Genomic DNA, 25316 nt, shown 5'->3' on the forward strand with positions numbered 1-25316 from the left:
GACAGGGGCGACACATAGCGACCGCCGAGGGACCGACGCGGCTAGATGCAGTTGCAAATGAGTTGCAATAAGGCTCGACTTCGGTATTCTCGCCGCATGGATGCTCGCTCTCCCGATCTGACCCGAGATGCTGCCGGCTGGCGCAATGACGCGCCGATGACAAAGAGCCTGGCCGAGGTGAATGCCTCGGTCGCCCTCCCCATCGCGGGGGTGTGGTGGCGGCGCCTGCTCGCCTTCGTCGGCCCGGGCTATCTGGTCTCGGTCGGCTACATGGACCCCGGCAATTGGGCGACGGATCTCGCCGGTGGGTCCAAGTTCGGCTACACGCTGCTCTCCGTCATCCTGCTCTCGAATTTGATGGCGATCCTGCTGCAATCGCTGGCGGCACGGCTCGGCATCGTCACCGACCGCGACCTCGCGCAGGCCTGCCGCGGGACCTATTCGCCGGCCGTGAACTTTCTACTCTGGCTTGCCTGCGAGGCGGCGATCATCGCCTGCGATCTCGCCGAGGTCATCGGCACCGCGATCGCGCTCAAGCTGCTGTTCGGCATTCCCCTGATTGGCGGCGCGCTGATCGCCGCGCTGGATGCCTTTTTGCTGCTCATCCTGATGAATCGGGGCTTCCGTTTCCTCGAAGCCTTCGTCATCGCGCTGCTCGTCGTGATCGCAGTCTGCTTCACCGTCCAGCTTGCCGCGGCAGCCCCGCCGGTCGCCGAGATGCTGAGGGGATTTGTGCCGAAGACCGAGATCTTCACCAACCCCGAAATGCTCTACATCGCGATCGGCATCATCGGCGCCACCGTGATGCCGCATAATCTCTATCTGCACTCCTCGATCGTGCAGACGCGCGCCTATGAGCGCAACGACGAAGGCCGGCGCGAGGCGATCAAATGGGCGACGACGGATTCGACCATCGCCCTGATGCTGGCGCTGTTCATCAATGCCGCGATCCTCGTGGTGGCTGCTGCAACCTTCCACAAGAGCGGCCATTCCGACGTCGCCGAGATCGGCCAGGCCTTCGAGCTGCTGTCTCCGTTGCTCGGCCTCGGCATCGCCTCGACGCTGTTCGCAGTGGCGCTGCTCGCCTCGGGCCTGAATTCAACGGTGACGGCGACGCTCGCCGGCCAGATCGTGATGGAGGGCTTTCTCGACCTGCGCCTGCCGAGCTGGGCGCGGCGGTTGCTGACCCGCGGCATCGCGATCATTCCCGTGATCGTCGTCACCGCGATCTATGGCGAGCGCGGCACGGCTGATCTGCTGGTATTCAGCCAGGTCGTGTTGTCGATGCAATTGCCCTTCGCCGTCATCCCGCTGGTCCGCTTCGTCTCCGACCGCCGCAAGATGGGCAAGTTCGTCATACCGGTATGGGTCGCGGCGATCGCGTGGATCGTCGCCGGCATCATCGTGGTTTTGAACTTGAAGCTGCTCGCGGACACGCTGTTCGGGTGACCACACCACGGCTGTCGTCGTCCGGCTTGACCGGACGACCCAGTATTCCAGAGACAGTAGTGACTGAGCCGAGGCGCCGCGGCGTACTGGATGCCCCGCTTTCGCGGGGCATGACGGAGAGCTAATCCTGCGGCTCGGACGTCGCATCGCCTTGCGCGTCGATGCGCAGCCAACCTGACGGCGCGAGGCGCTGTTGCGGCAGGAAGCGGGCCTTGTAGTCCATCTTCTTGGAGCCCTCGATCCAGTAGCCGAGATAGACGTAAGGCAATCCCTGCCGCCGGGCGCGGGCAATGTGGTCGAGGATCATGAAGGTGCCCATCGAGCGGCTGACTTCGCCCGGCTCGAAGAACGAATAGACCATCGACAGGCCGTCGCTGAGCACGTCGGTCAGCGCCACCGCGATCAACTCCTCGCCGCGGCCGGTGATGCCGCTGTCGGGACCGCGCTTGCGGTACTCGATGATACGGGTCTCGACGTGGCTGTCCTCGACCATCATGGCGTAGTCGAGCACGGTCATGTCGGCCATGCCGCCATGGCGGTGACGGGAATCGAGATAGGCGCGGAACACCGAATATTGCTCGGAGGTCGGCACCGCGCTGCGCTGCTCGCCGATGATGTCGGCGTTGCGCGCGATGACTTTGCGGAAGTTGCGGGAGGGGCGGAACTCGTTGGCGATCACCCGGACCGAGACGCAGGCGCGACACTGGTCGCAGGCGGGACGGTAGGCGATCGACTGGCTGCGACGAAAGCCGCCATGGGTCAGGAGGTCGTTGAGGTCACCGGCGCGCTCACCTACGAGGTGCGTAAACACCTTGCGCTCGTGCCGGCCCGGCAGATAGGGGCAGGGGGAGGGCGCCGTGAGGTAAAATTGTGGGGTGTCGCGCGAGTGCTGGGTCAAGGGACGTCGTGGGCCTCCAAAATGTGCATCAGCATCGCGCTACGAAAGCCCCCGGTCAATCGGTCTACTCGGCAGGTCAGATCGGACAGCATAGCGGGTCCAGGTTGATAGGTTCTTGATCCAGGTTGGTTGATCAGTAGGTCCTTGATCGAAAGGTCGCTGATCAGTAGGTCCTGGCGCCCTGGGGCACCGGCGCACGAACGGAATTGTTGATCACGACCGTTCCCAACAAGAAATCCTGCAGCAAGCGCCTGCGGCCGTTGAAGAGGCCGACCAGGACGACGAAAGGCGACAGGAACGAGACGGTCACCCAGAACAGCACGGCGTGAGTGGCCCCGAGCACGAAATAGCCGGGCGCGCCGTACCAGGTGCGCAACTCAAGATCCATCACGCGCATGCCGATGGTCGCGGACGACGGACCGCCGATGCAGGCGCCGTAATAGACGATGGCCCAGATCACGGAGGCCGGCCAGGCCAGCCAGAACAGCGCCCAGCCGATGCCGAGCGTGACCACGCCGAACACCGCGATGAAGAGGTAGCCGAGGATCACCGGCACCGAGATCACAACCATGTCGATCAGGAAGGCGAAGACCCGCCGCGTCGCAACGCCGCGGAACAGTTCCGGGTGCAGATAGGGATCGTAGGCATGTGGCTGCGCCCCACCGTCATTGCGCCAGGCATTGCCCGAGTCCGAATACGACATGACCATTCTCCCGAGGGAAACTCCCGTGGCAGGACTCCCGTGGAAGGACATGGGAACAGGCCGTCCGCGTGCCAAGGGCGCCGAGATTAACAAGCCGAAATATTCCGGCGATTCGGGGGCGGCGGAGGCGGGAGGAAAGGACGCGGCGCCACACCCTCAGTGTCGTCCTGGCGAAAGCCAGGACCCATTACCCCAGGGACAAGCTTGGCGAAAACTGGAAGTTAGTACGTTCGCCGGTATCGATACCGCGTGCTCTCGCTAGATCACCCGGTATGGGTCCTGGCTTTCGCCAGGACGACGATTAGAGACAGGGGCGCTCGGCCTTCGCCGGGACGACCTTGGGGCCTACCCCTGCGTCCGCAGCTTCTCCGCCGCCTTCGGTGCGAAATAACTCAGCACACCGTCGGCGCCGGCGCGCTTGAAGGCGAGCAGGCTCTCCATCATGGCGCGGTCGCCGTCGAGCCAGCCGTTGTTGGCGGCGGCCGCGATCATCGCGTATTCGCCGGACACCTGATAGGCGAAGGTCGGCATCGCGAACGTGTCCTTCACGCGACGGACGACGTCGAGATAGGGCATGCCGGGCTTGACCATCACCATGTCGGCGCCCTCGGCGATGTCGAGCTCGACCTCGCGGAGCGCCTCGTCGGTGTTGGCGCTGTCCATCTGGTAAGTGCGCTTGTCACCGGTGAGCGTCTTGGCCGAGCCGATGGCGTCGCGGAACGGGCCGTAAAAGGCGGAGGCGTATTTTGCGGCATAGGCCATGATCTGCACGTCGAGCAGGCCGGTGCGATCCAGGCCCTCGCGGATCGCGGCAACGCGGCCGTCCATCATGTCGGAGGGCGCGATGATGTCGCAGCCGGCTTCGGCCTGCACCAAGGCCTGACGCACGAGCACAGCGACCGTCTCGTCGTTCAGGATCTTGCCGTCGGAGATCAGGCCGTCATGGCCGTGGCTGGTGAAGGGATCGAGCGCGACGTCGCAGAGAATGCCGATCTCCGGGAATTCCTTCTTGATCGCGCGCACCGCCTGGCAGACCAGATTGTTCGGGTTGGTGGCTTCCGAGCCCTCCTCGTCGCGCAGGGACGGATCGGTGTAGGGAAACAACGCGAGGCACGGGATGGTGAGCTTCATCGCCCGCTCGGCGTCGCGCACGGCCTGGTCGACACTGAGACGCTCGACACCCGGCATCGAGGCGATCTGCTCGCGCTTGTTGTTGCCGTCGATCAGAAACAGCGGCCAGATCAGATCGTCCGTCGTGAGCACGTTCTCGCGCACCATGCGCCGGGCCCATTCGGCCTTGCGGTTGCGGCGCGGGCGGACGGTCAGATCGAGGGCAGGGAAGGCCCCAGTGCCATCCCGGCGCGAGACCTCGCGCAACTCGATCGGACGTCCGTATTTGATCGCCATTACTTTTCCTCCGGCTGGAATTATTCTTATACCAGCTCGCATGGTTCCCGTCACCGCGGGTTGACCTGTCGCAAAAGATGGCAGCCGATTGATTTTGCGGGGCAAAGCAGCCAGAAGGGGGCATGTCCGAGATCTCCACCCGCGATGCGGCCCGCGACAGCACCAGGGATGCCGTCCGAGACAATGCCAGAGACAGCGCCATGTCGGTGGCGGCGATCTCGTCGGAGCGGGCTGAATCCGACGACAATGTCTGGACGCGCCGGCTCGTGCTGTTCCTGCGGGTGATGGCGCTGCTCTCGATCCTCAAGGGCCTCTATCATTGGGCGCAGGTGACGGGCTTCGTGGGCGGCGAGGACGAGGCCTTCGAGAACCAGTCGATGGCCTGGCAGGCCTCGACCATTTACTTCGCCGTGATCGAACTCGTTGCCGCGGTCGGGCTGTGGCTGGCGACGCCTTGGGGCGCCGTGGTGTGGCTGACGACCGTGGTGTCGATGGCGGTGATCGAGCTGATGTTCCCGGGCATCTACGGCGGCAGCCTGGTCGTGGTCGGCGTCGAAGCCTTCATGCTGGCGGCCTATCTCGCGCTCGCCTGGATGGCCGCACGCGAACGACCGCCATAGCAAACTCTCTTGCCCCGACTCTGCGCTCGGCTTCGCTGTGCTGGTCCGGGACACGAGATTGTCGCGCTTGGTTGACGGTTGGTTGCGTAAAATTCGACGTAAGTTTTCGCTAACCAGCGTGTTCCGCCACAGCTCTTACGCGGCCGTTTCGAAACGGGGCGGGGCTGTTCTGGAATGCGACAATCGGGGCGGACGGAGGGTGAACAGGACCTTGCGAGAGTCAACAGATTGTTGCGAAAAGTGCTTGTGGGACAGGCTTAATCCGCAATTCACTGTCTTAAATTCATGATCTCTTTATTCTCTTATTTAAGCCGATCTTCAAACGAGCCCCTTAAGTTGCACCTATCAGACGGGACACAAGTTTCGTCGAATGAGTGTCGATAAAAACGACAACAGGGGAAGTGTCATGATGAAAGCCGTCGCAACTGCGGCAGATACCGCAGAGCGCGTCTCCGGCCAGCAGGGTTCGGTGCAGACGCTCTATCTGGAAGCTTTGACTCTGGTGGAGCGGCTGCATCGCCGGCTGCTCGACGTCATCAAGGACGAGTTCGATCGCCGCGGCCGTGCGGACATCAACTCGGTGCAGGCGCTGCTGCTCTACAACATCGGCGACAAGGAGCTGACCGCGGGCGAACTGCGCACGCGCGGTTATTACCTCGGCTCCAACGTTTCCTACAATCTGAAGAAGCTCGTCGAGCTCGGCTTCCTCGACCATCAGCGCTCGCGCGTCGATCGCCGCTCGGTGCGCATCCGCCTGACGCCGCAGGGCCAGGAAATCCGCCGCATCGTCGACTCGCTCTACCAGAAGCACGTCAAGACGGTCGAACAGGTCGGCGGCATCTCGGGCGAGGAGTTCTCGACCCTGAACAAATCGCTGCACCGCCTCGAGCGGTTCTGGACCGACCAGATCCTGTATCGTCTCTGAGTTCTTTTCGACGGGACAAGGCCAAGCCGGCCCGCAACAAGACCGGCAAGCCTCCCGAACGTGCCTGAGCTTCCCCAAGCGCGCCGGCCCGGCTGTGTCCGGACCGGTGCGTTTTTCCATTTCGCGGTTGCGAAAAAAATCCCCGACACCAGGGAACGAGTTCCCGGTTCGATGCTTATCTCCTCCGGATCGGAGGCTGACGATGCTGGTCGAGCGTGGCGTGGGGGTGATGAACGTGGAACTCGTGAGCGAGGCCTACGCCATCGCCGCGAACTATCTTCGCCGCTCCGGCGCGATCCGGGACACCCTCGTCACCGACGAGCGCCTGCTCAAGATCGTCATCAAGCTGCTCCAGCACGGCGAATTCAACAAGATCAGGCTGGCCAACAAGGCCATTGTCAGGTTCGAGGCGCAGTCCGAGGCCAAAGCGGTTGCCTGATCTCAACTCCCAAACGCGGCAAGAACCAGAGGGTGCCATGGAAGCTGCCATCGACCGGATCATGCATACCTACGATTTGCTCGCCAACCGCACGTCTGCGGCGAGCGCGGAGGCGCGGGAAAAGGTCACGAACTACATCACCACCTTGATGGAAGCCGGGGAGAAGGACACCCACAGGTTGACGGTTTGCGGCCTGACCTATCTGCGGCAGCTTGACGGCAGCGTGGATCCCGTGAAGGCGGGGTATACCGGGCTGTAGAGGCCGGCCGCTCGCACCCGCGCGGCCTTTCGAGGCCAAAGCGGACCTTTACTGGACATGGACGCCGGATACCACCCCGTCGTCCAAATCCTCCGATCCCACCATATCTTGCATAAATCACAGGTCCGACCCGCAAACCCTTGGCCTGTTGCGGGCGATGTGGTAGATCGCGCTCGCCGCTTCCGATCGCCACACCAGACCCGTCCGTAGCCCGCCAAAAGGCTGCGGCGGTGGAGATATTCGCAAGATGACCTTCGCCAAAACCGCCTCCGCGCCCGATTCGTTTTTCACCGCCTCGCTCGAGCAGGCTGACCCGGAAATCGCAGCCGCCATCAAGGGCGAGCTCGGCCGCCAGCGCCACGAGGTCGAGCTAATCGCCTCCGAGAACATCGTCAGCCGTGCCGTGCTGGAAGCGCAGGGTTCGGTGATGACCAACAAATACGCGGAAGGCTATCCGGGCGCGCGCTACTACGGCGGTTGTGAGTGGGTCGACGTCGCCGAGAACCTCGCGATCGATCGTGCCAAGAAGCTGTTCGGCGCCAACTTCGCCAACGTGCAGCCGAACTCCGGCAGCCAGATGAACCAGGCGGTGTTTCTGGCGCTGCTTCAGCCCGGCGACACCTTCATGGGCCTCGATCTCGCGGCCGGCGGCCATCTCACCCACGGCTCCCCGGTCAACATGAGCGGCAAGTGGTTCAAGGCCGCGCACTACACCGTGCGCCGCGAGGACCAGATCATCGACATGGACGCGGTCGCCAAGCAGGCCGAGGAGGTCAAGCCGAAGCTGATCGTGGCCGGCGGCTCGGCTTATTCGCGCGCCTGGGACTTCAAGCGCTTCCGCGAGATCGCGGACAGCGTCGGCGCGTATCTCCTGGTCGACATGGCGCACTTCGCCGGTCTCGTCGCCGGCGGCGTGCATGCCTCGCCCGTGCCTCACGCGCACATCACCACCACCACGACCCACAAGTCGCTGCGCGGTCCGCGTGGCGGCCTGATGCTGTGGAATGATGAGGCGCTGACCAAGAAATTCAACTCGGCGATCTTCCCGGGCCTGCAGGGCGGCCCCCTGATGCATGTCATCGCGGCCAAGGCGGTCGCCTTCGCCGAGGCGCTGCGGCCGGACTTCAAGGTCTATGCCAAGAACGTCGTCGAGAACGCCAAGGCTCTGGCGGAGGCGATGAAGGGCCACGGGTTCGACATTGTCTCGGGCGGCACCGATAATCATCTGATGCTGGTTGACCTCCGGCCGAAGGGCCTGAAGGGCAACGCCTCGGAGAAGGCGCTGGTTCGCGCCGCCATCACTTGCAACAAGAACGGCATTCCGTTCGATCCCGAGTCACCGTTCGTCACCTCCGGTATTCGTCTGGGCACGCCGGCTGCGACCACGCGCGGCTTTGGTGTCGCTGAATTCCAGCAGGTCGGCGGCATGATCGCCGAAGTCCTCAACGCGATCGCGCAGTCCGACGACGGCAAGGCGCCGCTGGTGGAAGCCGCGATCAAGGAACGGGTCAAGGTGCTCACCGACCGTTTCCCGATCTATCAGTAAGGCTCAAGAAAACCGGTCAAGGTCAACGGATGCGCTGCCCGAACTGCAACAGTCTCGATACGCAGGTGAAGGACTCGCGTCCGACCGAGGACTCTTCCGTGATACGCAGGCGGCGCGTGTGCGTCGCCTGCAATTTCCGCTTCACCACCTTCGAGCGCGTGCAGCTGCGCGAGCTCACGGTGATCAAGCGCAACGGCCGCCGCGTGCCGTTCGACCGCGACAAGCTGATGCGCTCGGTGTCGATCAGCTTGCGCAAGCGGCAGGTCGAGCCGGAACGGGTGGAGAAGATGGTCTCCACCATCGTGCGCGAGCTCGAGACCGGGGGCGAGGCTGAAATCTCCTCGGAGGTGATCGGCGAGACCGTGATGGAGCATCTGCGCACGCTCGACGACGTCGCCTATGTCCGCTTCGCCTCGGTCTACCGCAATTTCCGCGAGGCCAAGGATTTCGCCGACGTGCTCGGCGAGCTCTCCGGCGAGGAGGAAGCGCGGCTCGCCGCGATCCGCAAATGATCTTCCGCATCCTGGAGGATCAATTCGCGCAGAAGGCGCGCGAGTCCAGGGATGCCGACCGGCGCTTCATGGAGCTTGCGCTGGCGCTCGGCCGGCGCGGGCAGGGAAGTACCTGGCCCAATCCCGCCGTCGGCGCCGCCATCGTCAAGGACGGCGTGATCGTCGGCCGCGGTTGGACCCAACCTGGCGGACGGCCGCATGGCGAGCCTGAAGCGCTGCGGCGCGCAGGCGAGGCCGCGCGAGGCGCCACGCTCTACGTCACGCTGGAGCCGTGCTCGCATTTCGGCAAGTCGCCACCGTGCGCGGACGCCGTGATCGCCGCCGGCATCAAACGCGTGGTGGCCGCGATCGAGGATCCCAATCCGGAAGTCGCCGGTCAGGGCCACGCACGCCTGCGCGCCGCCGGCATCATGGTGGATGTGGGTCTGTGCGCGCGCGAAGCCGCCTTCGATCACGCCGGGCATTTCCGTCGCATCAGGGATCGCCGCCCGCATGTGATCCTGAAGCTCGCGGTCTCGCCCGACGGCAAGATCGGCGCGGCCGGCGGCAAGCCGGTCGCGATCACCGGCGAGGCGGCGCGCAACCGGGTGCATCTCCTCCGCGCGCAAAGCGACGCCATCCTAGTCGGCATCGGCACCGTGCTGGCGGACGATCCGCAGCTCGACTGCCGCCTGCCGGGCATGGCGGTGCGCTCGCCGGTGCGGGTGGTGCTCGACCAGAATCTGCGTATTCCCGGCGCAAGCAGGCTCGTGGGCTCCGCGCGCGAGTTTCCGCTATGGGTGGTGGGTTCTGAACTCGCGGAGGCCGCGGCCGCCACGCGGCTCGGTGCGGCCGGTGCGCAGGTGATCCGCGTGCCGCCCGGCAATGCCTCGGGACTCGATCTTGCGGCCGTGCTGCATGCATTGGCCGGCAAGGGCATCACGCGGCTGATGGTCGAGGGCGGCAGCCGCGTCGCGGCGTCCTTCGCCGCCGCGGACCTCGTTGACGAGATCTGGCTGTTCCACGGCGCGGAAGCGGTGGGCGCCGACGGGGTGGATGCGCTCGCTGCATTGCCCCTGTCGAAAATCACGCAGTCGCAGGCCTACAAGGTTCATGCTAGCGAGACCTTCGATCAGGATACTCTCACCATCTACGAGCGCGCGTGATGTTCACCGGCATTGTCACCGATATCGGCGAGATCGTCGGCTTCACGCCGACGGCGCAGGGCCAGTTGCACCGGCTGCGCATCGCCTGCCGCTACGAGCAGACCACCATTGCGGACGGCGCCTCGATCGCCTGCAACGGCGTCTGCCTGACGGTGGTTGCTTCCGGCGTCGAAGGCGGCAAGGACTCTGCTCAAAGGACCTGGTTCGACGTCGATGCCGCGGCCGAGACGTTGGCGCTGACGACCGCAAAGCATTGGAGGGTCGGCACCAGGCTCAATCTCGAGCGTGCGCTCAAGATCGGCGACGAGCTTGGCGGGCATATCGTCGCCGGCCATGCCGATGGCATCGCGACCCTCGTCAGCCGCGAGGACCTGCCCGACATGGCGCGGTTCGAGCTCTCCACGACGCGGGAGCTGGCGCGGTTCATCGCGACCAAGGGCTCGATCACGCTCGACGGCGTCTCGCTGACGGTTAATACGGTGAAGGACGTGACCTTTTCGGTGCTGATCATCCCGCACACCCTGACGGTCACGACGATCGGCGGCTGGAAGGCGGGAGATGAGGTCAATATCGAGGTCGATCTGATGGCCCGCTACGCGGCGCGGCTGACGGAAATGAAGTGACGGCGTCTTTAAACTTGGCTTACCCGCTGGTGGCGACTACATAGCGCCAACCCCTGTGGAACGGATTTGACGATGGCAGACGCGCGGCGCGCACCCCTGAAGGACCAGACCGACGTTTCCGGCGCACGCGCGCTGATCGTCGAGGCGCGGTTCTATGACGATCTCCAGGACGCGATGCTCGAAGGCGCGGTGGCCGAGCTGAAGGCGGCCGGTCTGACCCACGACGTCATCACGGTTCCCGGTGCACTGGAGATTCCTGCGGCGATCGCCATCGCGGTTGACGCCGCGGCGACCAATGGCAAGCCCTATGATGCCGCCATCGCGCTCGGCTGCGTGATCCGTGGCGACACCATCCATTTCGAGATCGTCTCGCAGGAATCCTCGCGCGCGCTGATGGACCTGGCGGTGGCGCGAAAGCTGCCGCTCGGCAACGGCATCCTCACCGTCAACACCGAGGCGCAGGCCTGGGCGCGGGCGCGCGCCAGCGAGCTGAACAAGGGCGGCGATGCCGCGCGGGCCGCGATTGCGATGCTGCGCATAAAGCGCCGGCTGGCGCGGGCTTGATCATGGCCGATAACAACAAGAAGCCGCCGGCCGGCACGGAGAAGAAGGCGAACCGGCGCGGTGCGGCGCGGCTCGCAGCCGTGCAGGCGCTGTACCAGATGGATATCGGCGGTGCCGGCATCAACGACATTTTTGCGGAGTTCGAGAGCCACTGGCTCGGCAACGAGGTCGAGGGCGACACATATCTCCCGGCGGAAGCGGCGTTCTTCCGCGACGTCGTCTCCGGCGTCGTGCGCGACCAGAAGAAACTCGATCCGCTGATCGACGAGGCGCTGTCGAAGGGCTGGCCATTGAAGCGCATCGAAGCGATCCTGCGCGCGGTGCTGCGGGCAGGGGCCTACGAATTGGAACACCGCAAGGACGTGCCGGGCCGCGTCGTCGTGTCCGAATATGTCGACGTCGCCAATGCCTTCGTCGACCGCGAGGAGACCGGCATGGTCAACGCGGTGCTCGACCAGATCGGCCGCCAGTTTCGCGGTGACGAGTTCGGGCGGGGGTGAATTGAGGCGCAGGGCGGTGAATTGATGCAATGTGGCTGCCCCATATTCCGCCGTCATCACCCGCGAAGGCGGGTGATCCAGTACGCCGCGGCCTATCGATGTCACACGATCGTCTCTGGAATACTGGATCGCCCGGTCAAGCCCGGCGATGACAGCGAAGTGTGTGGCTGACGCTGATGACAAACCCGCACAATCCCTCCGCCGAAGACTCCCTCATCGCGCGCTATTTCAAGCCGCTGGCGACTGATCCCGGCGCCTTGGGGCTGGTGGACGATGCCGCCATCCTGCAGGCGCTCGGCAGCGACATCGTCGTCACCACCGACGCGGTGGTCGAGGGCGTGCATTATCTTGCCACCGATCCGCCCGATACCATCGCGCGCAAGGCGCTGCGGGTGAACCTGTCCGATCTCGCCGCCAAGGGGGCCGTGCCGGCCGGCTTCGTGCTGACATTGGCGCTGCGCAGCAAGGAAGACGCTTGGCTCAGGCCGTTCGCGGACGCGCTCGGCGAGGATGCGAAAACCTTCGTCTGTCCGCTGCTCGGCGGCGACACGGTGTCGACGCCGGGGCCGCAAATGATCTCGATTACCGCCTTTGGCCGCGTGCCGCAGGGGCGGATGGTCGGCCGCACCGGCGCCCAACCGGGCGACCGTATCCTGGTGACGGGGACGATCGGCGACGCCGCGCTTGGCCTTGACGTGCTCAAGGGCGGCGCGGTCGCGAATGCGCTGGCCTCCGATCCGCACGCGCGCGAGACGCTGATCTCGCGCTATCGCGTGCCGCAGCCGCGCAATGCTCTCGCGCAGTCCGTGCGTGACCATGCGACGGCTGCGATGGATGTCTCCGACGGCCTTGCTGGAGATCTGACCAAGCTCTGTGCGGCATCAGGCGTCTCGGCCACGATCGACGTGACGAGCGTGCCGCTCTCGGCCGCTGCCGCCGGCCTGATCGCAGGCAAGGTCGTTTCCGTCGAGACGCTGCTGGCCGGAGGGGACGATTACGAGGTGCTGTGCACCGCTCCGCCAGCGCAAGCCAACGCGCTGATTGCCTTGGGGCGTGCGGCAGGCCTTGCCGTCACGGCCATCGGCACGATCGTCGCGGGCCATGAGCGGCCGCGCTTCCTGGACGGGCAGGGCCAGGAGCTGGTCTTGAAGCGGCTCTCCTACAGCCACTTCTAGGAATTGCTCCAAACCGGCGTCCCGGCTGCCAAGACAGGCTAAATACCCGCCGAGATCGGCTTTTCGGCCTTATCTGGCGTTGCACCCTCAATTTGATTTTGGCAAGGTCGTGACCGACTAAGGCCGCGCCTTCGGGCAAGGAGCGGCCCTCTTCAAAATCAAGGCGCCGCACCGCACGACGGAAAACAAAAGGCGCCGGGGGTACGTTCATCAAGGATCTGAGGCAAAAAATCACATGACAGCATTATGGTTGATTGTGCTCTGCGGAGTGCTTTCCGTCGTCTACGCGATCTGGGCGACGTCTTCGGTGTTGAGCGCGGATGCGGGGTCTCCGCGCATGCAGGAAATCGCGGCAGCGGTGCGCGAAGGCGCCCAGGCCTACCTGCGGCGTCAATACACCACGATCGGGATGGTCGGCATCGTCATCTTCGTGCTGCTTGCCTATTTCCTGGGACTCTACGTCGCGATCGGTTTTGCCATCGGCGCGATCCTGTCGGGGGCGGCCGGCTTCATCGGCATGAACGTCTCGGTCCGCGCCAATGTGCGCACCGCCCAGGCGGCGACCACGTCGCTCGCGGGTGGCCTCGAGCTCGCCTTCAAGGCGGGCGCCATCACCGGCATGCTGGTGGCGGGTCTCGCGCTGCTTGGCGTGACCCTCTATTTCGGCTTCCTGGTCCATTCGCTGAAGCTTGCGCCTGACAGCCGCGTCGTCATCGACGCCATGGTGGCGCTCGGCTTCGGCGCCTCGCTGATCTCGATCTTCGCTCGTCTCGGCGGCGGCATCTTCACCAAGGGTGCGGACGTCGGCGGCGACCTCGTCGGCAAGGTCGAGGCCGGCATCCCCGAGGACGATCCGCGCAACCCGGCCACCATCGCCGACAACGTGGGCGACAATGTCGGCGACTGCGCCGGCATGGCCGCCGACCTGTTCGAAACCTATGCGGTGACCGCGGTCGCCACCATGGTCCTGGCGGCGATCTTCTTCGCCAAGACGCCGATCCTCGCCGACATGATGACGTTGCCGCTCGCCATCGGCGGCATCTGCATCATCACCTCGATCATCGGCACCTTCTTCGTGAAGCTCGGGCCGAGCCAGTCGATCATGGGCGCGCTTTACAAGGGTCTGATCGCAACCGGCGTCCTCTCGCTGGTCGGCATCGCCGGTGTGATCCATTACCTGATCGGCTTCGGCAAGCTCGCCGGCGTCGACTATACCGGCATGGCGCTGTTCGAGTGCGGCGTGGTCGGCCTTGCCGTCACCGCGCTGATCATCTGGATCACCGAATACTACACCGGCACCGACTATCGTCCGGTGAAGTCGATCGCCCAGGCCTCGGTGACCGGCCACGGCACCAACGTGATCCAGGGCCTCGCCATCTCGATGGAAGCGACCGCGCTGCCCGCGATCGTCATCATCGCCGGCATCCTGGTCACCCACAGCCTCGCCGGCCTGTTCGGCATCGCGATCGCGACCGCCACGATGCTGGCGCTCGCCGGCATGGTCGTCGCGCTCGACGCGTTCGGTCCGGTGACCGACAACGCCGGCGGTATTGCCGAGATGGCGGGCCTGCCGAAGGAGGTTCGCAAGTCGACCGACGCGCTCGATGCAGTCGGCAACACCACCAAGGCGGTGACCAAGGGCTACGCGATCGGCTCCGCCGGTCTCGGCGCCCTGGTGCTGTTCGCGGCCTACAACGAGGATCTCAAGTTCTTCATTGCGGACTCCGCGCACCACGCCTACTTCGCCGGCGTCAAACCGGACTTCTCGCTCAACAATCCCTACGTCGTGGTAGGCCTGTTGTTCGGCGGTCTCTTGCCGTATCTGTTCGGCGCGATGGGCATGACCGCCGTGGGCCGCGCGGCGAGCGCGATCGTCGAGGAGGTCCGCCGACAATTCCGCGAGAAGCCGGGCATTATGCAAGGCACCGACAAGCCGGATTACGGCAAGGCGGTCGACCTTCTGACCAAAGCGGCGATCAAGGAAATGATCATCCCCTCGCTGCTTCCGGTGCTGTCACCGATCTTCGTCTACTTCGTGATCTATGCGATCGCGGGGGGCGGGGCGGCCGGCAAGTCGGCGGCGTTCTCGGCGGTGGGCGCGATGCTGCTCGGCGTGATCGTGACGGGCCTGTTCGTCGCGATCTCGATGACCTCGGGCGGGGGCGCCTGGGACAACGCCAAGAAGTACATCGAAGACGGTCATTTCGGCGGCAAGGGCAGTGACGCCCACAAGGCGGCCGTGACCGGCGACACCGTCGGCGATCCCTACAAGGACACGGCCGGCCCGGCGGTGAACCCGATGATCAAGATCACCAACATCGTGGCGTTGCTGCTGCTGGCAGTCCTGGCGCACTGAGGTAGACGTTGCTGAACGAAGACCCCGCGGCGCAGGCCTGCGGGGTCTTTCTTTGCGTGTGTGCTGCCGGAGGCCGGCGCATCATCTGAACATGAAACCCGCCCGGCGGGACGCGGAACGCAACAATCCGGTCATCAGAGCGATCCATCGATGCCGAGGGCGTAAGCCGCCCGAAAATGTGCACCCTACGCGTGCGCACATTTAGGGTTGCTTAACCGGCCGAGTTCTAGAAATACGAGAGACTGTCAGCGGCATCTTAGGGAGCTCCGCAGCACGCGTGTGGTGCTCCGCGCGCGGCGCGCTCTCGACATGCTCAGGGGTTCGCTGCCCGCCGTCCGGGAGAGGGAGGTTCCGTTGCCTGCACGGCCTGTGAACGAGATTGAGCGGGCATTGATGGCGCATCCGGGCGTGGCGGATGCTTTCCTCAGCGCCGAGCCTGGCCACGGCGGTCAGTCCGAGGTCGCTTTCGTCGCAATTGACCCCGATCATCTGAGCGCCGGCAAGGCGAAGCATCTCCAGGCCGAGTCGGATCGCAGAGTTGCGCAATGGCGTCGCGCTTTCGATCAAGCATATCGCCATGACGCCGACGGTGTTGTGCCGTCATTCGTCGGTTGGACCAGCAACTTCACCAACAGGCCCATTCCCGAACCCGATATGGTCGATTGGCTCGATCATACGATCCTGCAAATTCGTGCTCTTGGCGCAAGGCGGGTGTTGGAGATCGGGTGCGGCGTCGGCTTGCTCGTCGAAAAGCTCGCGCCCGGCTGTGACGTATATTGCGGGACCGACCTCTCGCCGGTGGCCGTTCAGCGGCTGCGTGCGTTCGTGCAGTCGAAGCCCGAGCTTCGGCATGTCGAGTTTCTAGAGCGGGAAGCCGCCGATTTGAGCGGCTTGCCGCTGAATTCGTTCGATGCAGTGGTGCTCAATTCGGTCGTGCAATACTTTCCCGGCATCGAATACCTGCACTTAGTCTTGGAGCAAGCCGCAGGCCTGGTGGCTCCTGGGGGGCACATCTTCGTCGGCGACGTTCGTAACCTCGAGCTCCTGCCGGTCTTCCATCGCGAAGTTCAATCCGCGAAAGTTTCGGGAGCCACGGATGCCGCGCTCGCGCGAAAGATCTTCCTGTCGATCGCCCAGGAGCGCGAGTTGGTGATCGACCCCCGCTACTTTCAGGGTATTTTCGGATCCATCCCGCGGATATCGGGTGCGGAAATCCTGCTCAAGCGCGGATCAAGCTACGAACTGACCCGCTATCGCTACGACGTGGTGCTGCGTGTCGATCGCGAAGCTGCTTCAGCTGACAGCGAGAACAGCAGCCTCGTGCCGGACATGAAGCAAGGGGAAAGTGAGGGCAGGCCGCTGGCGACCGATCCGATGGCCGCCGCGTTCCTTCAGCATCTCGGCATGGAGCTCGGGGACGTGTTGCAGGCCCAGTTTCCGGAGGCGAAATTGCCGGCGGCCGTGATCGCGCTCAACCAGCGAGATTTTGCCGAGATCGTACAGGCCTCGTCGAACGCGCCGGGCGATCGCGGCGACAATGAATTGGTCGAGGCGTCGGTATGACCGCCCATAATCTGGCGCTGCATTTCGAAGAGACCGTTGCGTCCTCGCCGGACGCCGTCGCCCTGTTGTGCGAAGGCGACAGCTTTGCCTTTTCGGAGCTCAACCGGTTGGCAAACCGGTTGGCGCGTTGGTTGACATCGCGGGGCGTCAACAAGGGCGCCGTGGTGTGCCTTGAATTGCCGAAAATCGCCGAGGCCTATGCGCTCGCGATCGCCTGCATCAAGATCGGAGCACCCTATGCCTTCCTCGATCCTGCGGCCCCCGAGGAACGTGCCCGGCTGATGCTGGAGCGATGCCGGCCCGCGCTGATCGTCAGCGTGCGCGAGGGAGCTGGGCCGCGGACATTGATCGGCGATGCAATTGCCCGGGCTGCCTTGCATCATGCCCTGTCGCAGCTTGAAGACGACAATCTGCCGCTGACTTCCCTGATCACCGGGGCCGATCCGGCCTATGTCATGTTCACCTCGGGATCGACGGGCGAACCGAAGGGCGTGGTCATCCCCCATCAAGGGGTGCTTCACCTGATCGCCTGGGCGAAGAGCGATCTTGGAATTGGACCCGGTGACCGGCTGACGAATGTCAACCCGATCTATTTCGACAATTCGGTCTTCGACATCTATGCCGGCTTCCTGAACGGAGCGGCGGTCGTCGCGCTGGACGCGCAGAAGGGGCGGCCCCCCGCAGAGCTGGTGTCGGAGATCACCAAGCATCAGTGCACGTTCTTCTTCGCCGTGCCGACCCTCTTCATGTTCCTGGACTCCATGCACCTTCTGAGCCCGGATTGGCTGCCGAGCGTCAGCCGATTCATGTTCGGCGGTGAGGGGTTTCCGCTGGCCCGGCTTCGTCGGTTCCACGACGCGTTTGCCGGCAAGGCGAAGCTGATCAATTGCTACGGCCCGACCGAGACGAGCTGCATTTGCAGCGGTTTCGAGATCGTCGAATCCGTTTTTGAGACCAAGGACGGGTTGGCGCCACTGGGGCGGCTCAATCCCAATTTCAGCTACCGGATCCTGGACGAAGAGATGAAGCCGGCGCTTGCGGGCACTGCCGGCGAGTTGTGGCTGGGAGGCCCTGGGGTAGGGCTCGGCTACATCAACAACCCGCAAGAGACCGCCCGCCGTTTCTGTCAGGACCCTCTGATCGACGGCTATCGGTCGATCCTCTATCGGAGCGGCGACCTCGTGGAGGCCGACCTTGAAACCGGCATCCTGCGTTTCCGCGGTCGCGCGGATAATCAGGTCAAGCTTCGGGGGTATCGGGTCGAGCTGGAGGAGATCGACCACGCGCTGATGGCGTGCAGGGGAATAACCCGTGCGCTCGCCGTGGTGCAGCACGACGCCAGTGGCGCCAGTCGGCTGCTGGCCGCGTATTCGGGTGCAAGAATGGCGGAAAGCGATCTGCGCCAGCACTGCACTGCGCACCTTCCCGCCTACATGGTGCCGGGCCGGTTCATCTGGATGGAAGACATTCCCGTCAATGCCAATGGCAAGGCAGACCGGCGCTCGGTAGCGTCACTGCTCGGCGAAGCTGTTACAAGGGCCTCGTAGATGCAACAGCTCGTAGTGATCGCGCGCGTTGTCCGATGAGTGTTGAAAGCCAGCCCTACGGCTACGCGCCATCGGGTCTTCCTGCGAAGCCGTCGTGGCGGTTGATCCCCAAGATCGATCGGGACCCGAGGCTCGTGGCGGGGGTCCAGGACATCGGTGGCCGCGTGCTGCTCTGCTGCGCGGTCGGACTGCTCGCGGTTTTGTTTCGGCAGATAGGTATCGATTTTTCAGCGGCGGGACTCGCGCTGGTGTGCGCCTATGCCGGCCGGTACCGGCGCGTCCTGATCCTGCTCGCAACCTTGTTGCTGCTCTATCGCAGCGGCTTCCTGATCGACCGCGGTTTTCTCGAACGGCTGACGATCGACGAAGGCGTCGGCGACCGGATCCATCAGCCGCTGCTGGAAGCGGTCATGCTGGTCGTCGTGTTTGCGCTGTTCGCGGGCCTGCTGATCATGCAGGGGCCAGGGACGGTGGTCTTCCGCCGCCCGACGCTCAGCCTGTTGCTGGCGTTCCTGGCACTCGTCGCGCTGACGCAGGCCACGATGATGGCCGGCCTGCCGCGTGTTCTGCTGTGGTCGTTTCTGATGACGTTCCAGCCCTATTTGTGGTTTCTTGCCTATGGTTTGGCCGATGCGGGCAGGAAGCGATCTCCGGTGTGGCGGCACCTGAGCGTTTTCCACCCCTTCTGGGGATCGTCGCTGACGCCGTTCGGGAAGGGGCTGTCTTATCTCGACCGCTTCGAGGCCAAGACACCCGAGGAGCTTGCAGTGACGCAGCTCAAGGGCGTCAAGCTTGCGGTCTGGATCCTTGTGCTCGCCATCGTCAGAGTCTGTCTCGTCGAGATCGTCCACGGACGTTTGCAGCTTCCAATGTTCGACGACAACCTGCTGCAATATCTCGCGCGCCATCCCTGGCCGCGTTTCGTCGGATGGGCGAGCCTCGTCAGCTTCTTCGTCGAGGACTTGCTGAGCATGACCGTGTTCGGCGGCGTCATCATCGCCACGGCGCGACTTGCCGGCTTTCGCCTGCTGCGCAACACCTACCGGCCTCTGGAGTCAACGACGCTCGCGGAATTCTGGAATCGCTACTATTTCTATTACAAAGAACTGCTCGTCGACCATTTCTTCTACCCCACCTTTGTTCGCTGCCTCCGCGGCCATCGCCGGCTTCGCATGTTCTTCGCCACCTTTGCCGCGGCCTGTGTCGGCAACCTGCTGTTTCACTTCATCCGCGATATTCATTTCGTCGGCGAAATGGGCCTTTGGCGTGCCGTGGTCGGTCAGCAATCGCACGCGTTCTACACGTTTGTCCTGGCCATCAGCGTCGGGCTCTCGCAGATGCGCCGCGCCCCACAACTGGCGCCGCGAGGATGGCTGCGTGGCCGCTTGCTGCCTTGCCTGTGGGTGTCGAGCTTCTTTTGTCTCATTCACGTCTTCGATGCGCCGCTCGACCGCGAGCATTCGCTCGGGCAACGCGCCGAATTCCTGTTCTATCTCCTGGGAGTCTCGACATGACCACGAATGAAGTCAGATCGCAGATGCGACGCTACATCGTGCAGCGGCTGCTGATGAAGGGCGACAGCGCGCCGCTTGGTGACGATGATCTGCTGTTCACCAGCGGCCGCCTCGATTCGCTCGACGCGGTCGAGCTGATCATGAGCATTGAGACCGACCACGGGATCAACTTCTCCGACATCGGCTTCGATTTGACGCGCCTGGACTCGATTTCGGCGATTGCCGCTTTGGTGGGACAGCCGTCGGCCGAGCTTGCGTAGCAACCGATGTGTCGCCACGCGCTCACCGCGAAAGCGCGGCCCGGCGCTGCATGTTGGGCCGCGTCCGCGGATGCGAAAGCTACTGCACGTCCATCTGCAGCCCTTCCTTCTGGATGATGCCGGCGAACTTCTTCGTCTCGGCGTCCACGAAGGCGGCAAACTGGTCGGGCGTGCCGTAGTCGGCGCGGGCCCCCATGGCCAGGATGTTCTTCTTGATGTCGTCGCGCTCGAGCATCGCCTTCACTTGAAGGTTGAGCGCTTCGAGAACGGCGGGCTGCACACCCTTCGGCAGGAACACGGAGAACCACGACGAGACGTCGAAAGCCGCAAGCTCCGGCGCGCTCTCGCGCATGGTCGGCAGGTTCGGCGCGAGGTCGCTGCGCTCCGTCGTGGTGACGCAGACGCCGGTGAGGGTGCCGTTCTGTACCTGCGGCAGGCTCGGATAGAGGTTGTCGAACAGGATCTGGATGTCGCCGGCGAGCGCCGCCTGGAGCGCGGGACCGGCGCCGCGGAACGGGATGTGTGTCATCTTCAGCCCGGTGAGCTGCAGGAACCAGGCGCCGGTGAGGTGAGGGCTCTGGCCGACGCCGGAGGAGGCGTAGCTGAGCTTGTCCGGATTGGCCTTGAGATAGGCGACCAGCTCGGCGATCGACTTGATGCCGGTCTTGGGATGCGCCGAGACGATGTTCGGGATCCGGATCATGTTGGAGACCGGCTGGAGCTGGTCCGGCTTGTAGGTGAGGTTCTTGAAAATGCTGTAGGCGATCGCGTTCGGGCCGGGATTGCCGATCAGGATGGTGTGGCCGTCCGGCTTGGCGCGGACCACCTCGGCCGTGCCGATCGTACCGCCGCCGCCGGACCGGTTTTCCACCACGGCCGATTGGCCCCAGGCGGCCTGCAGATGCGCCGCCAGAAGCCGACCCATCACGTCGGTCGAACCGCCGGCGGCAGCCGGCACGACGAGGCGGACGTTTTCGGTCGGCTTCCAGTCCGCCAAGCTCGATCGCGGCAGGATCGCTGCGGCCGAGATAGCGGCAGCGCCAGTGAGCACGCGACGGCGGGACAGCAATTGATTGGGCACGAATCCACTCCCTGCATCTTATTTTGCAGGAGCGTATGGAAGCGTATGCGCAACGGCAAGCCGCACGAAGCCGCAGGCTGAAGGCTCAGTTAAAGCTGAGCAGCTTGAAGATCGGCGTGAGGTAGCTCATCTCCTGGCCCGAGGTCGGCGTCGTCCGGCTGATGAAATCGAAGATCTTGCCGTCCTGGAGACCGTAATTCGCAAGCCGGCGCACACGCCGGTTCTTGTCGAAATAGACCGCGATGACGCGCTGATCGACCACCCTCTGGTTCATGAAGGCGACAATGCGCTCGGAGCGCTGGGAGATGTAATAGAACACCTCGCCGTCGAGGGTTGCGACGGTGGAGGGGGTGCCCATCACGATCAGCACCTGGTCCTGGCTCGCACCGATCGGGATCTGCTCCAGTGCGCCGGGCGGCAGGATGTAACCCTTCTGGAACTGCTCGCCGGTGCAGCCCGCAAGCGCGGCGCCAACCAGGGCCGCGGCCGCGAACAGGCGCAAGCCGCGCCAACGTGCATGAAGGCCGCGCGGCTTGTCTGCACGCAGGCTGGTCTGGTTCGTTATCGTCATAGCGGAACTGATTCCGTCCCCTTGCGTCGCGCGAGGCGCTGAAGTACCGGGCGGAGGCTCTGAATGCAACACGCGCGCGCCCGCTTGCGGAAACCACAATGCTTTGGCCGTTCAATCACTTCAGGAAACCCCGCCTAGCCTCGCCGGGCACCATTGAAGCCATCTATGGCATGATCGTGACGCAGGCGCGAGAACCCATGTTTTACCGCGACTTGGGCGTGCCGGATACCGTTAACGGGCGTTTCGATCTGTTGCTGCTGCACCTCTGGCTGCTGCTGCGCCGCCTGCGCACGGTCCAGAGCGCCACCGAGCTGTCGCAGGCGCTGTTCGACCGTTTCTGCGAGGACATGGACGACAATCTGCGCGAGATGGGGATAGGCGACCAGACCGTGCCGAAGCGGATGCGGGCCTTCGGCGAGGCGTTTTACGGCCGGGTCCAGGCCTACGATCAGGCCATGGAAGGCGGCGGCGAGGCGCTGGCATCCGCGATCTGCAAGAATATCTTGAATGGGGCCGGCATGGACCAGGCGCAGCAGCTCGCAGCCTATGCCAGGGCGGCCGAGGCCAACCTCGCCCAGACCGGCGAGGCCGCACTGCTGGGTGCGTCCTTCAAGTTTCCTCCAGCGCTTCCTGAGGATGTGACGCCATGACCCGACCGATACCAGCATCCGGGCCCGATCCCTGGCGGGTGCCCGTCATCGTTGCACAGATCCCGGATACCGGCCTGCATCGCAAGCTCGAGGCCTCGGCCGCCGAGCGGCAGGCCATGGCTGAGACGGCAGGCTTGCGCGAGGTTATCTCGGTCCAGGCCGATTTCGATGTCGTGCCGAAAAGCGGCAACCGGATCCAGGTCACGGGGCACGTTCGCGCCCGGATCGGCCAGACCTGTGTGGTCACGCTTGACCCGATGGAGAGCGACATCGACGAGGAGGTGGACCTGATATTCGCCCCCGAGGCCGAGGTCCGCCGCCTGGCCGACCTGATGGAGGAGGGGCACGACGATCAGGAGCAGGTCGCCGACCCGCCGGAGGCGATCGTCAATGGCATCATCGACCTTGGGAGGCTTGCCACCGATGCCCTGTTCCTGGCGGTCGATCCCTATCCGCGCAAGCCGGGGGTCGTGTTTGAGCCCGAGGTTATCGCCCCCGATCCGGAGGACCACCCCTTTGCGGTCCTGAAGGCACTTCAGGACGGGAAGAAAGACAAATAGGTGCCACCTTCTCCAGAGGACCGCTTCGGGACGGGGCGAGATGTTTGCGGCGGTGGTTTGAAAAGCTCGATTATCCGTTTGATTTTGATGTACTTCTTGTGAATTAGTCCGTCCGCAGCCCGATGCTCCCGAATGCAAAAGGCTGGGGGCAAGAGGTTGTTTCGGGATAACAAAACGCTATTGTCGCGCCCCGGTCCGGGTGCGGCGTGGCGCTTGACCGACCGCCATGTTCGTGGCGAACCCATTTGCGGCCCCGCTCGTTCAAGACCGCACCAGACCCAGGTTTCCAGGACTTTTATGCCAAGCAAGGTTCGCATCGCGCTTGACGCCATGGGGGGCGACGCCGGCGCCGCGGTGGTCATCCCAGGCGCCGCCATCTCGCTCCAAAGGCATCGCGAGATCGAATTCCTGCTGATCGGGGACCGCGCCAAGATCGAACCCGAGCTCGACCGCCACCCCGCGCTGAAGGCGGCCTCGAAGATCATCCACACCGATGTCGCGGTCAGCGGCGAGGAAAAGCCGAGCCAGGCGCTGCGGCGCGGCCGCAGGACCTCGTCCATGTGGCTTGCCATCGATGCGGTGAAAAAGGGCGAGGCGGATGTTGCGGTCTCCGCCGGGAATACCGGGGCGCTGATGGCGATGTCGCGCTTCCACCTGCGCACGCTGCCGGGCATCGACCGTCCGGCCATTGCCGGCATGTGGCCGACCAGGCGCGGCGATTCCGTCGTCCTCGACCTCGGCGCCAGCATCGGCGGCGATACGCATCATCTGGTGTCGCTCGCCATCATGGGCGCGGCGATGGCCAGCGTGTTGTTCAACAAAAAGCGTCCCACGGTCGGCCTGCTCAATATCGGGGTCGAGGAGATCAAGGGGCATGAGGAGATTCGCGAGGCCGGCGAAATCCTGCGCGCCAGGAACCTGCCCGAGCTCGACTATCTCGGGTTCGTGGAGGGCGACGGCATCGGCAAGGGGGTGGCGGATGTCATCGTCACCGAGGGCTACAGCGGCAACATCGCGCTGAAGGCCGCGGAGGGAACCGCGCGGCAGATGGCGGAATTGCTCCGGGACGAGATGAAGCGGGGCTGGCTGTCAAAGCTCGGCTATCTCTTTGCGCGCAACGCCTTCCAGGCCCTGCGCAACAAGATGGATCCGAACAAATCCAACGGCGGCGTGTTGCTGGGGTTGAACGGGATCGTGGTCAAGAGCCATGGCGGAATCGCTGCCGAAGGCTTTGCCTATGCGATCGATGTTGGCTATGAGATGGTCAAATTCGATCTCCTCAACAAGATCAATCAGATGCTCAATCGCGAAGGTGGTGCACTCAGTTCCGTGCAGGCCGCGCAGGAGGCTGTTTCGTGACTCAAATTCGTTCGGTCGTGCTGGGCTGCGGCTCTTATTTGCCGGAGCAGGTGGTGACCAACGCGCAATTGGCGGCGCGCATTGACACGTCCGACGAGTGGATCGTGCAACGCACCGGCATTCGCGAGCGGCATATCGCGGCCGAGGGCGAGTTCACCTCGCATCTGGCGCTGAAGGCGGCGCAGGCTGCGCTCGCGGACGCTGGCGTGGACGCGCAGTCGATCGACCTGATCGTGCTCGCGACCTCGACGCCTGACAACACCTTCCCCGCAAGCGCGGTCGCCGTGCAGCACGGGCTCGGCATCAACCATGGCGCGGCCTTCGACCTTCAGGCGGTGTGCTCGGGCTTCGTGTTCGGGCTCGCCACCGCCGATAATTTCCTGCGCACCGGCGCCTTCAAGCGCGCGCTGGTGATCGGCGCGGAAACCTTCTCGCGCATCCTCGACTGGACCGATCGCGGCACCTGCGTGCTGTTCGGCGACGGTGCCGGCGCGGTGGTGCTGGAGGCGCAGGAGCAGCCGGGCAATGCCGCGACCGACCGCGGGATCGTGACCACGCATCTGCGCTCCGACGGCCGTCACAAGGCGAAGCTGTTCGTCGACGGCGGCCCGTCCTCGACCCAGACTGTCGGCCATCTGCGCATGGAGGGCCGCGAGGTCTTCAAGCACGCGGTCGGCATGATCACCGACGTGATCGTCGACGCCTTCAAGGCGACCGGGCTCAATGCCGACAGCATCGACTGGTTCGTGCCGCACCAGGCCAACAAGCGAATCATCGATGCGTCCGCGCACAAGCTCCATATCGCGCCGGAGAAGGTGGTGCTGACGGTGGACCTTCACGGCAACACCTCGGCGGCCTCGATCCCGCTGGCGCTGTCGGTGGCGCGCAAGGACGGCCGCATCAAGCGCGGCGACCTGGTTCTGCTCGAAGCCATGGGCGGCGGCTTCACCTGGGGCTCCGCGCTGGTGCGCTGGTAAGCCACACTCGGTAAAATTTTGCCCGAATCAGCGCGGATTATCGATGCGCCTGCATTGATGAGCGCTGTTGACCGCTGTATCGTAAGCTCATAATTTCAGACAACAATTGTTCG

The 25316-nt window shown here is 64.3% G+C and carries 26 protein-coding genes; 21 read left to right on the plus strand and 5 right to left on the minus strand.

Annotation, left to right across the window (positions count from 1 at the left end; genetic code table 11):
* Positions 1–96: 96 nt before the first annotated feature.
* Positions 97–1449, plus strand: coding sequence for an Nramp family divalent metal transporter (locus RX329_RS20475; RefSeq protein WP_018458388.1), 1353 nt, complete (start codon positions 97–99; stop codon positions 1447–1449).
* 121 nt (positions 1450–1570) lie between these two features.
* On the opposite strand, the gene RX329_RS20480 is transcribed toward RX329_RS20475, so the two are convergent.
* The 3 genes from RX329_RS20480 to hemB all read right to left on the minus strand — a co-directional run bounded on the left by RX329_RS20480 (position 1571) and on the right by hemB (position 4457).
* Positions 1571–2347 carry an arginyltransferase gene (locus RX329_RS20480; RefSeq protein ID WP_018458387.1) on the minus strand — a complete coding sequence of 259 codons (777 nt, stop codon included), beginning with the start codon at positions 2345–2347 and terminating at the stop codon, positions 1571–1573.
* Positions 2348–2510: 163 nt separating this feature from the next.
* Entirely contained in the window at positions 2511–3050 is a 540-nt protein-coding gene (locus RX329_RS20485) for an RDD family protein (protein WP_039800407.1), read from the minus strand.
* A gap of 345 nt (positions 3051–3395) precedes the next feature.
* Complete coding sequence (gene hemB / locus RX329_RS20490; protein ID WP_204511377.1) at positions 3396–4457, minus strand: porphobilinogen synthase; 1062 nt, start codon at positions 4455–4457, stop codon at positions 3396–3398.
* 122 nt (positions 4458–4579) lie between these two features.
* On the opposite strand from hemB, the gene RX329_RS20495 reads away from it, so the two are divergent.
* From RX329_RS20495 to RX329_RS20570, 16 genes are all read left to right on the plus strand, one after another.
* Positions 4580–5077, plus strand: coding sequence for a DUF6163 family protein (locus RX329_RS20495; protein WP_007611119.1), 498 nt, complete (start codon positions 4580–4582; stop codon positions 5075–5077).
* A 406-nt stretch (positions 5078–5483) separates the two neighbouring features.
* Complete coding sequence (ldtR, locus tag RX329_RS20500) at positions 5484–6002, plus strand: transcriptional regulator LdtR (protein WP_018456861.1); 519 nt, start codon at positions 5484–5486, stop codon at positions 6000–6002.
* Positions 6003–6204: 202 nt separating this feature from the next.
* A complete protein-coding gene (locus tag RX329_RS20505; RefSeq protein ID WP_317246350.1) occupies positions 6205–6441 on the plus strand; it encodes a hypothetical protein in 237 nt (78 codons plus the stop codon).
* Between the two features lie 37 nt (positions 6442–6478).
* Positions 6479–6700 (plus strand): hypothetical protein, encoded by a 222-nt coding sequence (locus tag RX329_RS20510; protein WP_018456859.1) that lies wholly within the window; start codon positions 6479–6481, stop codon positions 6698–6700.
* A 247-nt stretch (positions 6701–6947) separates the two neighbouring features.
* Positions 6948–8246 carry a serine hydroxymethyltransferase gene (gene glyA / locus RX329_RS20515; protein ID WP_018456858.1) on the plus strand — a complete coding sequence of 433 codons (1299 nt, stop codon included), beginning with the start codon at positions 6948–6950 and terminating at the stop codon, positions 8244–8246.
* Between the two features lie 29 nt (positions 8247–8275).
* A complete protein-coding gene (nrdR, locus tag RX329_RS20520) occupies positions 8276–8758 on the plus strand; it encodes a transcriptional regulator NrdR (protein WP_007603426.1) in 483 nt (160 codons plus the stop codon).
* Entirely contained in the window at positions 8755–9903 is a 1149-nt protein-coding gene (ribD, locus tag RX329_RS20525; protein WP_317246351.1) for a bifunctional diaminohydroxyphosphoribosylaminopyrimidine deaminase/5-amino-6-(5-phosphoribosylamino)uracil reductase RibD, read from the plus strand. The genes nrdR and ribD overlap by 4 nt, the downstream gene beginning before the upstream one ends.
* Positions 9903–10526, plus strand: coding sequence for a riboflavin synthase (locus RX329_RS20530; protein WP_018456855.1), 624 nt, complete (start codon positions 9903–9905; stop codon positions 10524–10526). The genes ribD and RX329_RS20530 overlap by 1 nt, the downstream gene beginning before the upstream one ends.
* 72 nt (positions 10527–10598) lie before the next feature.
* A complete protein-coding gene (ribH, locus tag RX329_RS20535) occupies positions 10599–11090 on the plus strand; it encodes a 6,7-dimethyl-8-ribityllumazine synthase (RefSeq protein ID WP_018456854.1) in 492 nt (163 codons plus the stop codon).
* A gap of 2 nt (positions 11091–11092) precedes the next feature.
* Positions 11093–11590: a transcription antitermination factor NusB gene (gene nusB / locus RX329_RS20540; protein ID WP_007611091.1), complete on the plus strand. Its 498-nt coding sequence runs from the start codon at positions 11093–11095 to the stop codon at positions 11588–11590.
* Between the two features lie 176 nt (positions 11591–11766).
* Positions 11767–12765: a thiamine-phosphate kinase gene (thiL, locus tag RX329_RS20545; RefSeq protein WP_026233255.1), complete on the plus strand. Its 999-nt coding sequence runs from the start codon at positions 11767–11769 to the stop codon at positions 12763–12765.
* Positions 12766–13000: 235 nt separating this feature from the next.
* Positions 13001–15121 (plus strand): sodium-translocating pyrophosphatase, encoded by a 2121-nt coding sequence (locus RX329_RS20550; protein WP_026233254.1) that lies wholly within the window; start codon positions 13001–13003, stop codon positions 15119–15121.
* Positions 15122–15475: 354 nt separating this feature from the next.
* On the plus strand, positions 15476–16684 hold the full coding sequence (locus tag RX329_RS20555; RefSeq protein WP_317246352.1) for a class I SAM-dependent methyltransferase: 1209 nt from the start codon (positions 15476–15478) through the stop codon (positions 16682–16684).
* Positions 16681–18231, plus strand: coding sequence for an amino acid adenylation domain-containing protein (locus RX329_RS20560; RefSeq protein ID WP_085353411.1), 1551 nt, complete (start codon positions 16681–16683; stop codon positions 18229–18231). Before RX329_RS20555 ends, RX329_RS20560 begins: the two co-directional genes overlap by 4 nt.
* 35 nt (positions 18232–18266) lie before the next feature.
* Positions 18267–19745, plus strand: a complete 1479-nt coding sequence (locus tag RX329_RS20565) for a hypothetical protein (RefSeq protein WP_085353409.1) — start codon at positions 18267–18269, stop codon at positions 19743–19745.
* Positions 19742–20005 (plus strand): acyl carrier protein, encoded by a 264-nt coding sequence (locus tag RX329_RS20570; RefSeq protein WP_085353407.1) that lies wholly within the window; start codon positions 19742–19744, stop codon positions 20003–20005. The genes RX329_RS20565 and RX329_RS20570 overlap by 4 nt, the downstream gene beginning before the upstream one ends.
* Positions 20006–20084: 79 nt before the next feature.
* Here the strand turns inward: RX329_RS20570 and RX329_RS20575 are convergent, their stop codons facing one another.
* Both RX329_RS20575 and RX329_RS20580 read right to left on the minus strand, forming a co-directional pair.
* Positions 20085–21086, minus strand: coding sequence for a tripartite tricarboxylate transporter substrate binding protein (locus RX329_RS20575; protein WP_317246353.1), 1002 nt, complete (start codon positions 21084–21086; stop codon positions 20085–20087).
* Positions 21087–21171: 85 nt separating this feature from the next.
* Positions 21172–21657: an outer membrane protein assembly factor BamE gene (locus RX329_RS20580; RefSeq protein WP_018456846.1), complete on the minus strand. Its 486-nt coding sequence runs from the start codon at positions 21655–21657 to the stop codon at positions 21172–21174.
* 98 nt (positions 21658–21755) lie between these two features.
* On the opposite strand from RX329_RS20580, the gene RX329_RS20585 reads away from it, so the two are divergent.
* The 4 genes from RX329_RS20585 (at position 21756) to RX329_RS20600 (ending at position 25203) form a co-directional block, all read left to right on the plus strand.
* On the plus strand, positions 21756–22307 hold the full coding sequence (locus tag RX329_RS20585) for a ubiquinol-cytochrome C chaperone family protein (RefSeq protein WP_026233251.1): 552 nt from the start codon (positions 21756–21758) through the stop codon (positions 22305–22307).
* Positions 22304–22867 (plus strand): YceD family protein, encoded by a 564-nt coding sequence (locus tag RX329_RS20590; protein ID WP_085353405.1) that lies wholly within the window; start codon positions 22304–22306, stop codon positions 22865–22867. The genes RX329_RS20585 and RX329_RS20590 overlap by 4 nt, the downstream gene beginning before the upstream one ends.
* Before the next feature lie 297 nt (positions 22868–23164).
* Complete coding sequence (plsX, locus tag RX329_RS20595) at positions 23165–24226, plus strand: phosphate acyltransferase PlsX (protein ID WP_018456843.1); 1062 nt, start codon at positions 23165–23167, stop codon at positions 24224–24226.
* The gene (locus RX329_RS20600) at positions 24223–25203 is read left to right on the plus strand and encodes a beta-ketoacyl-ACP synthase III (protein WP_026233249.1); all 981 of its coding nucleotides are present in this window, start codon (positions 24223–24225) and stop codon (positions 25201–25203) included. The genes plsX and RX329_RS20600 overlap by 4 nt, the downstream gene beginning before the upstream one ends.
* Positions 25204–25316: the final 113 nt, after the last annotated feature.

This window comes from Bradyrhizobium sp. BWC-3-1 (genome assembly GCF_032917965.1).
Lineage (GTDB): Bacteria > Pseudomonadota > Alphaproteobacteria > Rhizobiales > Xanthobacteraceae > Bradyrhizobium > Bradyrhizobium canariense_D.

What these genes read in the sequence shown, in the direction of transcription:
- RX329_RS20475 (WP_018458388.1), top strand. Translation starts at nt 97, where the DNA reads ATGGATGCTCGCTCTCCCGATCTGACCCGAGATGCTGCCGGCTGGCGC.
- RX329_RS20485 (WP_039800407.1), bottom strand. Translation starts at nt 3,050, where the DNA reads ATGTCGTATTCGGACTCGGGCAATGCCTGGCGCAATGACGGTGGGGCG.
- hemB (WP_204511377.1), bottom strand. Translation starts at nt 4,457, where the DNA reads ATGGCGATCAAATACGGACGTCCGATCGAGTTGCGCGAGGTCTCGCGC.
- RX329_RS20495 (WP_007611119.1), top strand. Translation starts at nt 4,580, where the DNA reads ATGTCCGAGATCTCCACCCGCGATGCGGCCCGCGACAGCACCAGGGAT.
- ldtR (WP_018456861.1), top strand. Translation starts at nt 5,484, where the DNA reads ATGATGAAAGCCGTCGCAACTGCGGCAGATACCGCAGAGCGCGTCTCC.
- RX329_RS20505 (WP_317246350.1), top strand. Translation starts at nt 6,205, where the DNA reads ATGCTGGTCGAGCGTGGCGTGGGGGTGATGAACGTGGAACTCGTGAGC.
- RX329_RS20510 (WP_018456859.1), top strand. Translation starts at nt 6,479, where the DNA reads ATGGAAGCTGCCATCGACCGGATCATGCATACCTACGATTTGCTCGCC.
- glyA (WP_018456858.1), top strand. Translation starts at nt 6,948, where the DNA reads ATGACCTTCGCCAAAACCGCCTCCGCGCCCGATTCGTTTTTCACCGCC.
- nrdR (WP_007603426.1), top strand. Translation starts at nt 8,276, where the DNA reads ATGCGCTGCCCGAACTGCAACAGTCTCGATACGCAGGTGAAGGACTCG.
- ribD (WP_317246351.1), top strand. Translation starts at nt 8,755, where the DNA reads ATGATCTTCCGCATCCTGGAGGATCAATTCGCGCAGAAGGCGCGCGAG.
- RX329_RS20530 (WP_018456855.1), top strand. Translation starts at nt 9,903, where the DNA reads ATGTTCACCGGCATTGTCACCGATATCGGCGAGATCGTCGGCTTCACG.
- ribH (WP_018456854.1), top strand. Translation starts at nt 10,599, where the DNA reads ATGGCAGACGCGCGGCGCGCACCCCTGAAGGACCAGACCGACGTTTCC.
- nusB (WP_007611091.1), top strand. Translation starts at nt 11,093, where the DNA reads ATGGCCGATAACAACAAGAAGCCGCCGGCCGGCACGGAGAAGAAGGCG.
- thiL (WP_026233255.1), top strand. Translation starts at nt 11,767, where the DNA reads ATGACAAACCCGCACAATCCCTCCGCCGAAGACTCCCTCATCGCGCGC.
- RX329_RS20550 (WP_026233254.1), top strand. Translation starts at nt 13,001, where the DNA reads ATGACAGCATTATGGTTGATTGTGCTCTGCGGAGTGCTTTCCGTCGTC.
- RX329_RS20560 (WP_085353411.1), top strand. Translation starts at nt 16,681, where the DNA reads ATGACCGCCCATAATCTGGCGCTGCATTTCGAAGAGACCGTTGCGTCC.
- RX329_RS20565 (WP_085353409.1), top strand. Translation starts at nt 18,267, where the DNA reads ATGAGTGTTGAAAGCCAGCCCTACGGCTACGCGCCATCGGGTCTTCCT.
- RX329_RS20570 (WP_085353407.1), top strand. Translation starts at nt 19,742, where the DNA reads ATGACCACGAATGAAGTCAGATCGCAGATGCGACGCTACATCGTGCAG.
- RX329_RS20580 (WP_018456846.1), bottom strand. Translation starts at nt 21,657, where the DNA reads ATGACGATAACGAACCAGACCAGCCTGCGTGCAGACAAGCCGCGCGGC.
- RX329_RS20585 (WP_026233251.1), top strand. Translation starts at nt 21,756, where the DNA reads ATGCTTTGGCCGTTCAATCACTTCAGGAAACCCCGCCTAGCCTCGCCG.
- RX329_RS20590 (WP_085353405.1), top strand. Translation starts at nt 22,304, where the DNA reads ATGACCCGACCGATACCAGCATCCGGGCCCGATCCCTGGCGGGTGCCC.
- plsX (WP_018456843.1), top strand. Translation starts at nt 23,165, where the DNA reads ATGCCAAGCAAGGTTCGCATCGCGCTTGACGCCATGGGGGGCGACGCC.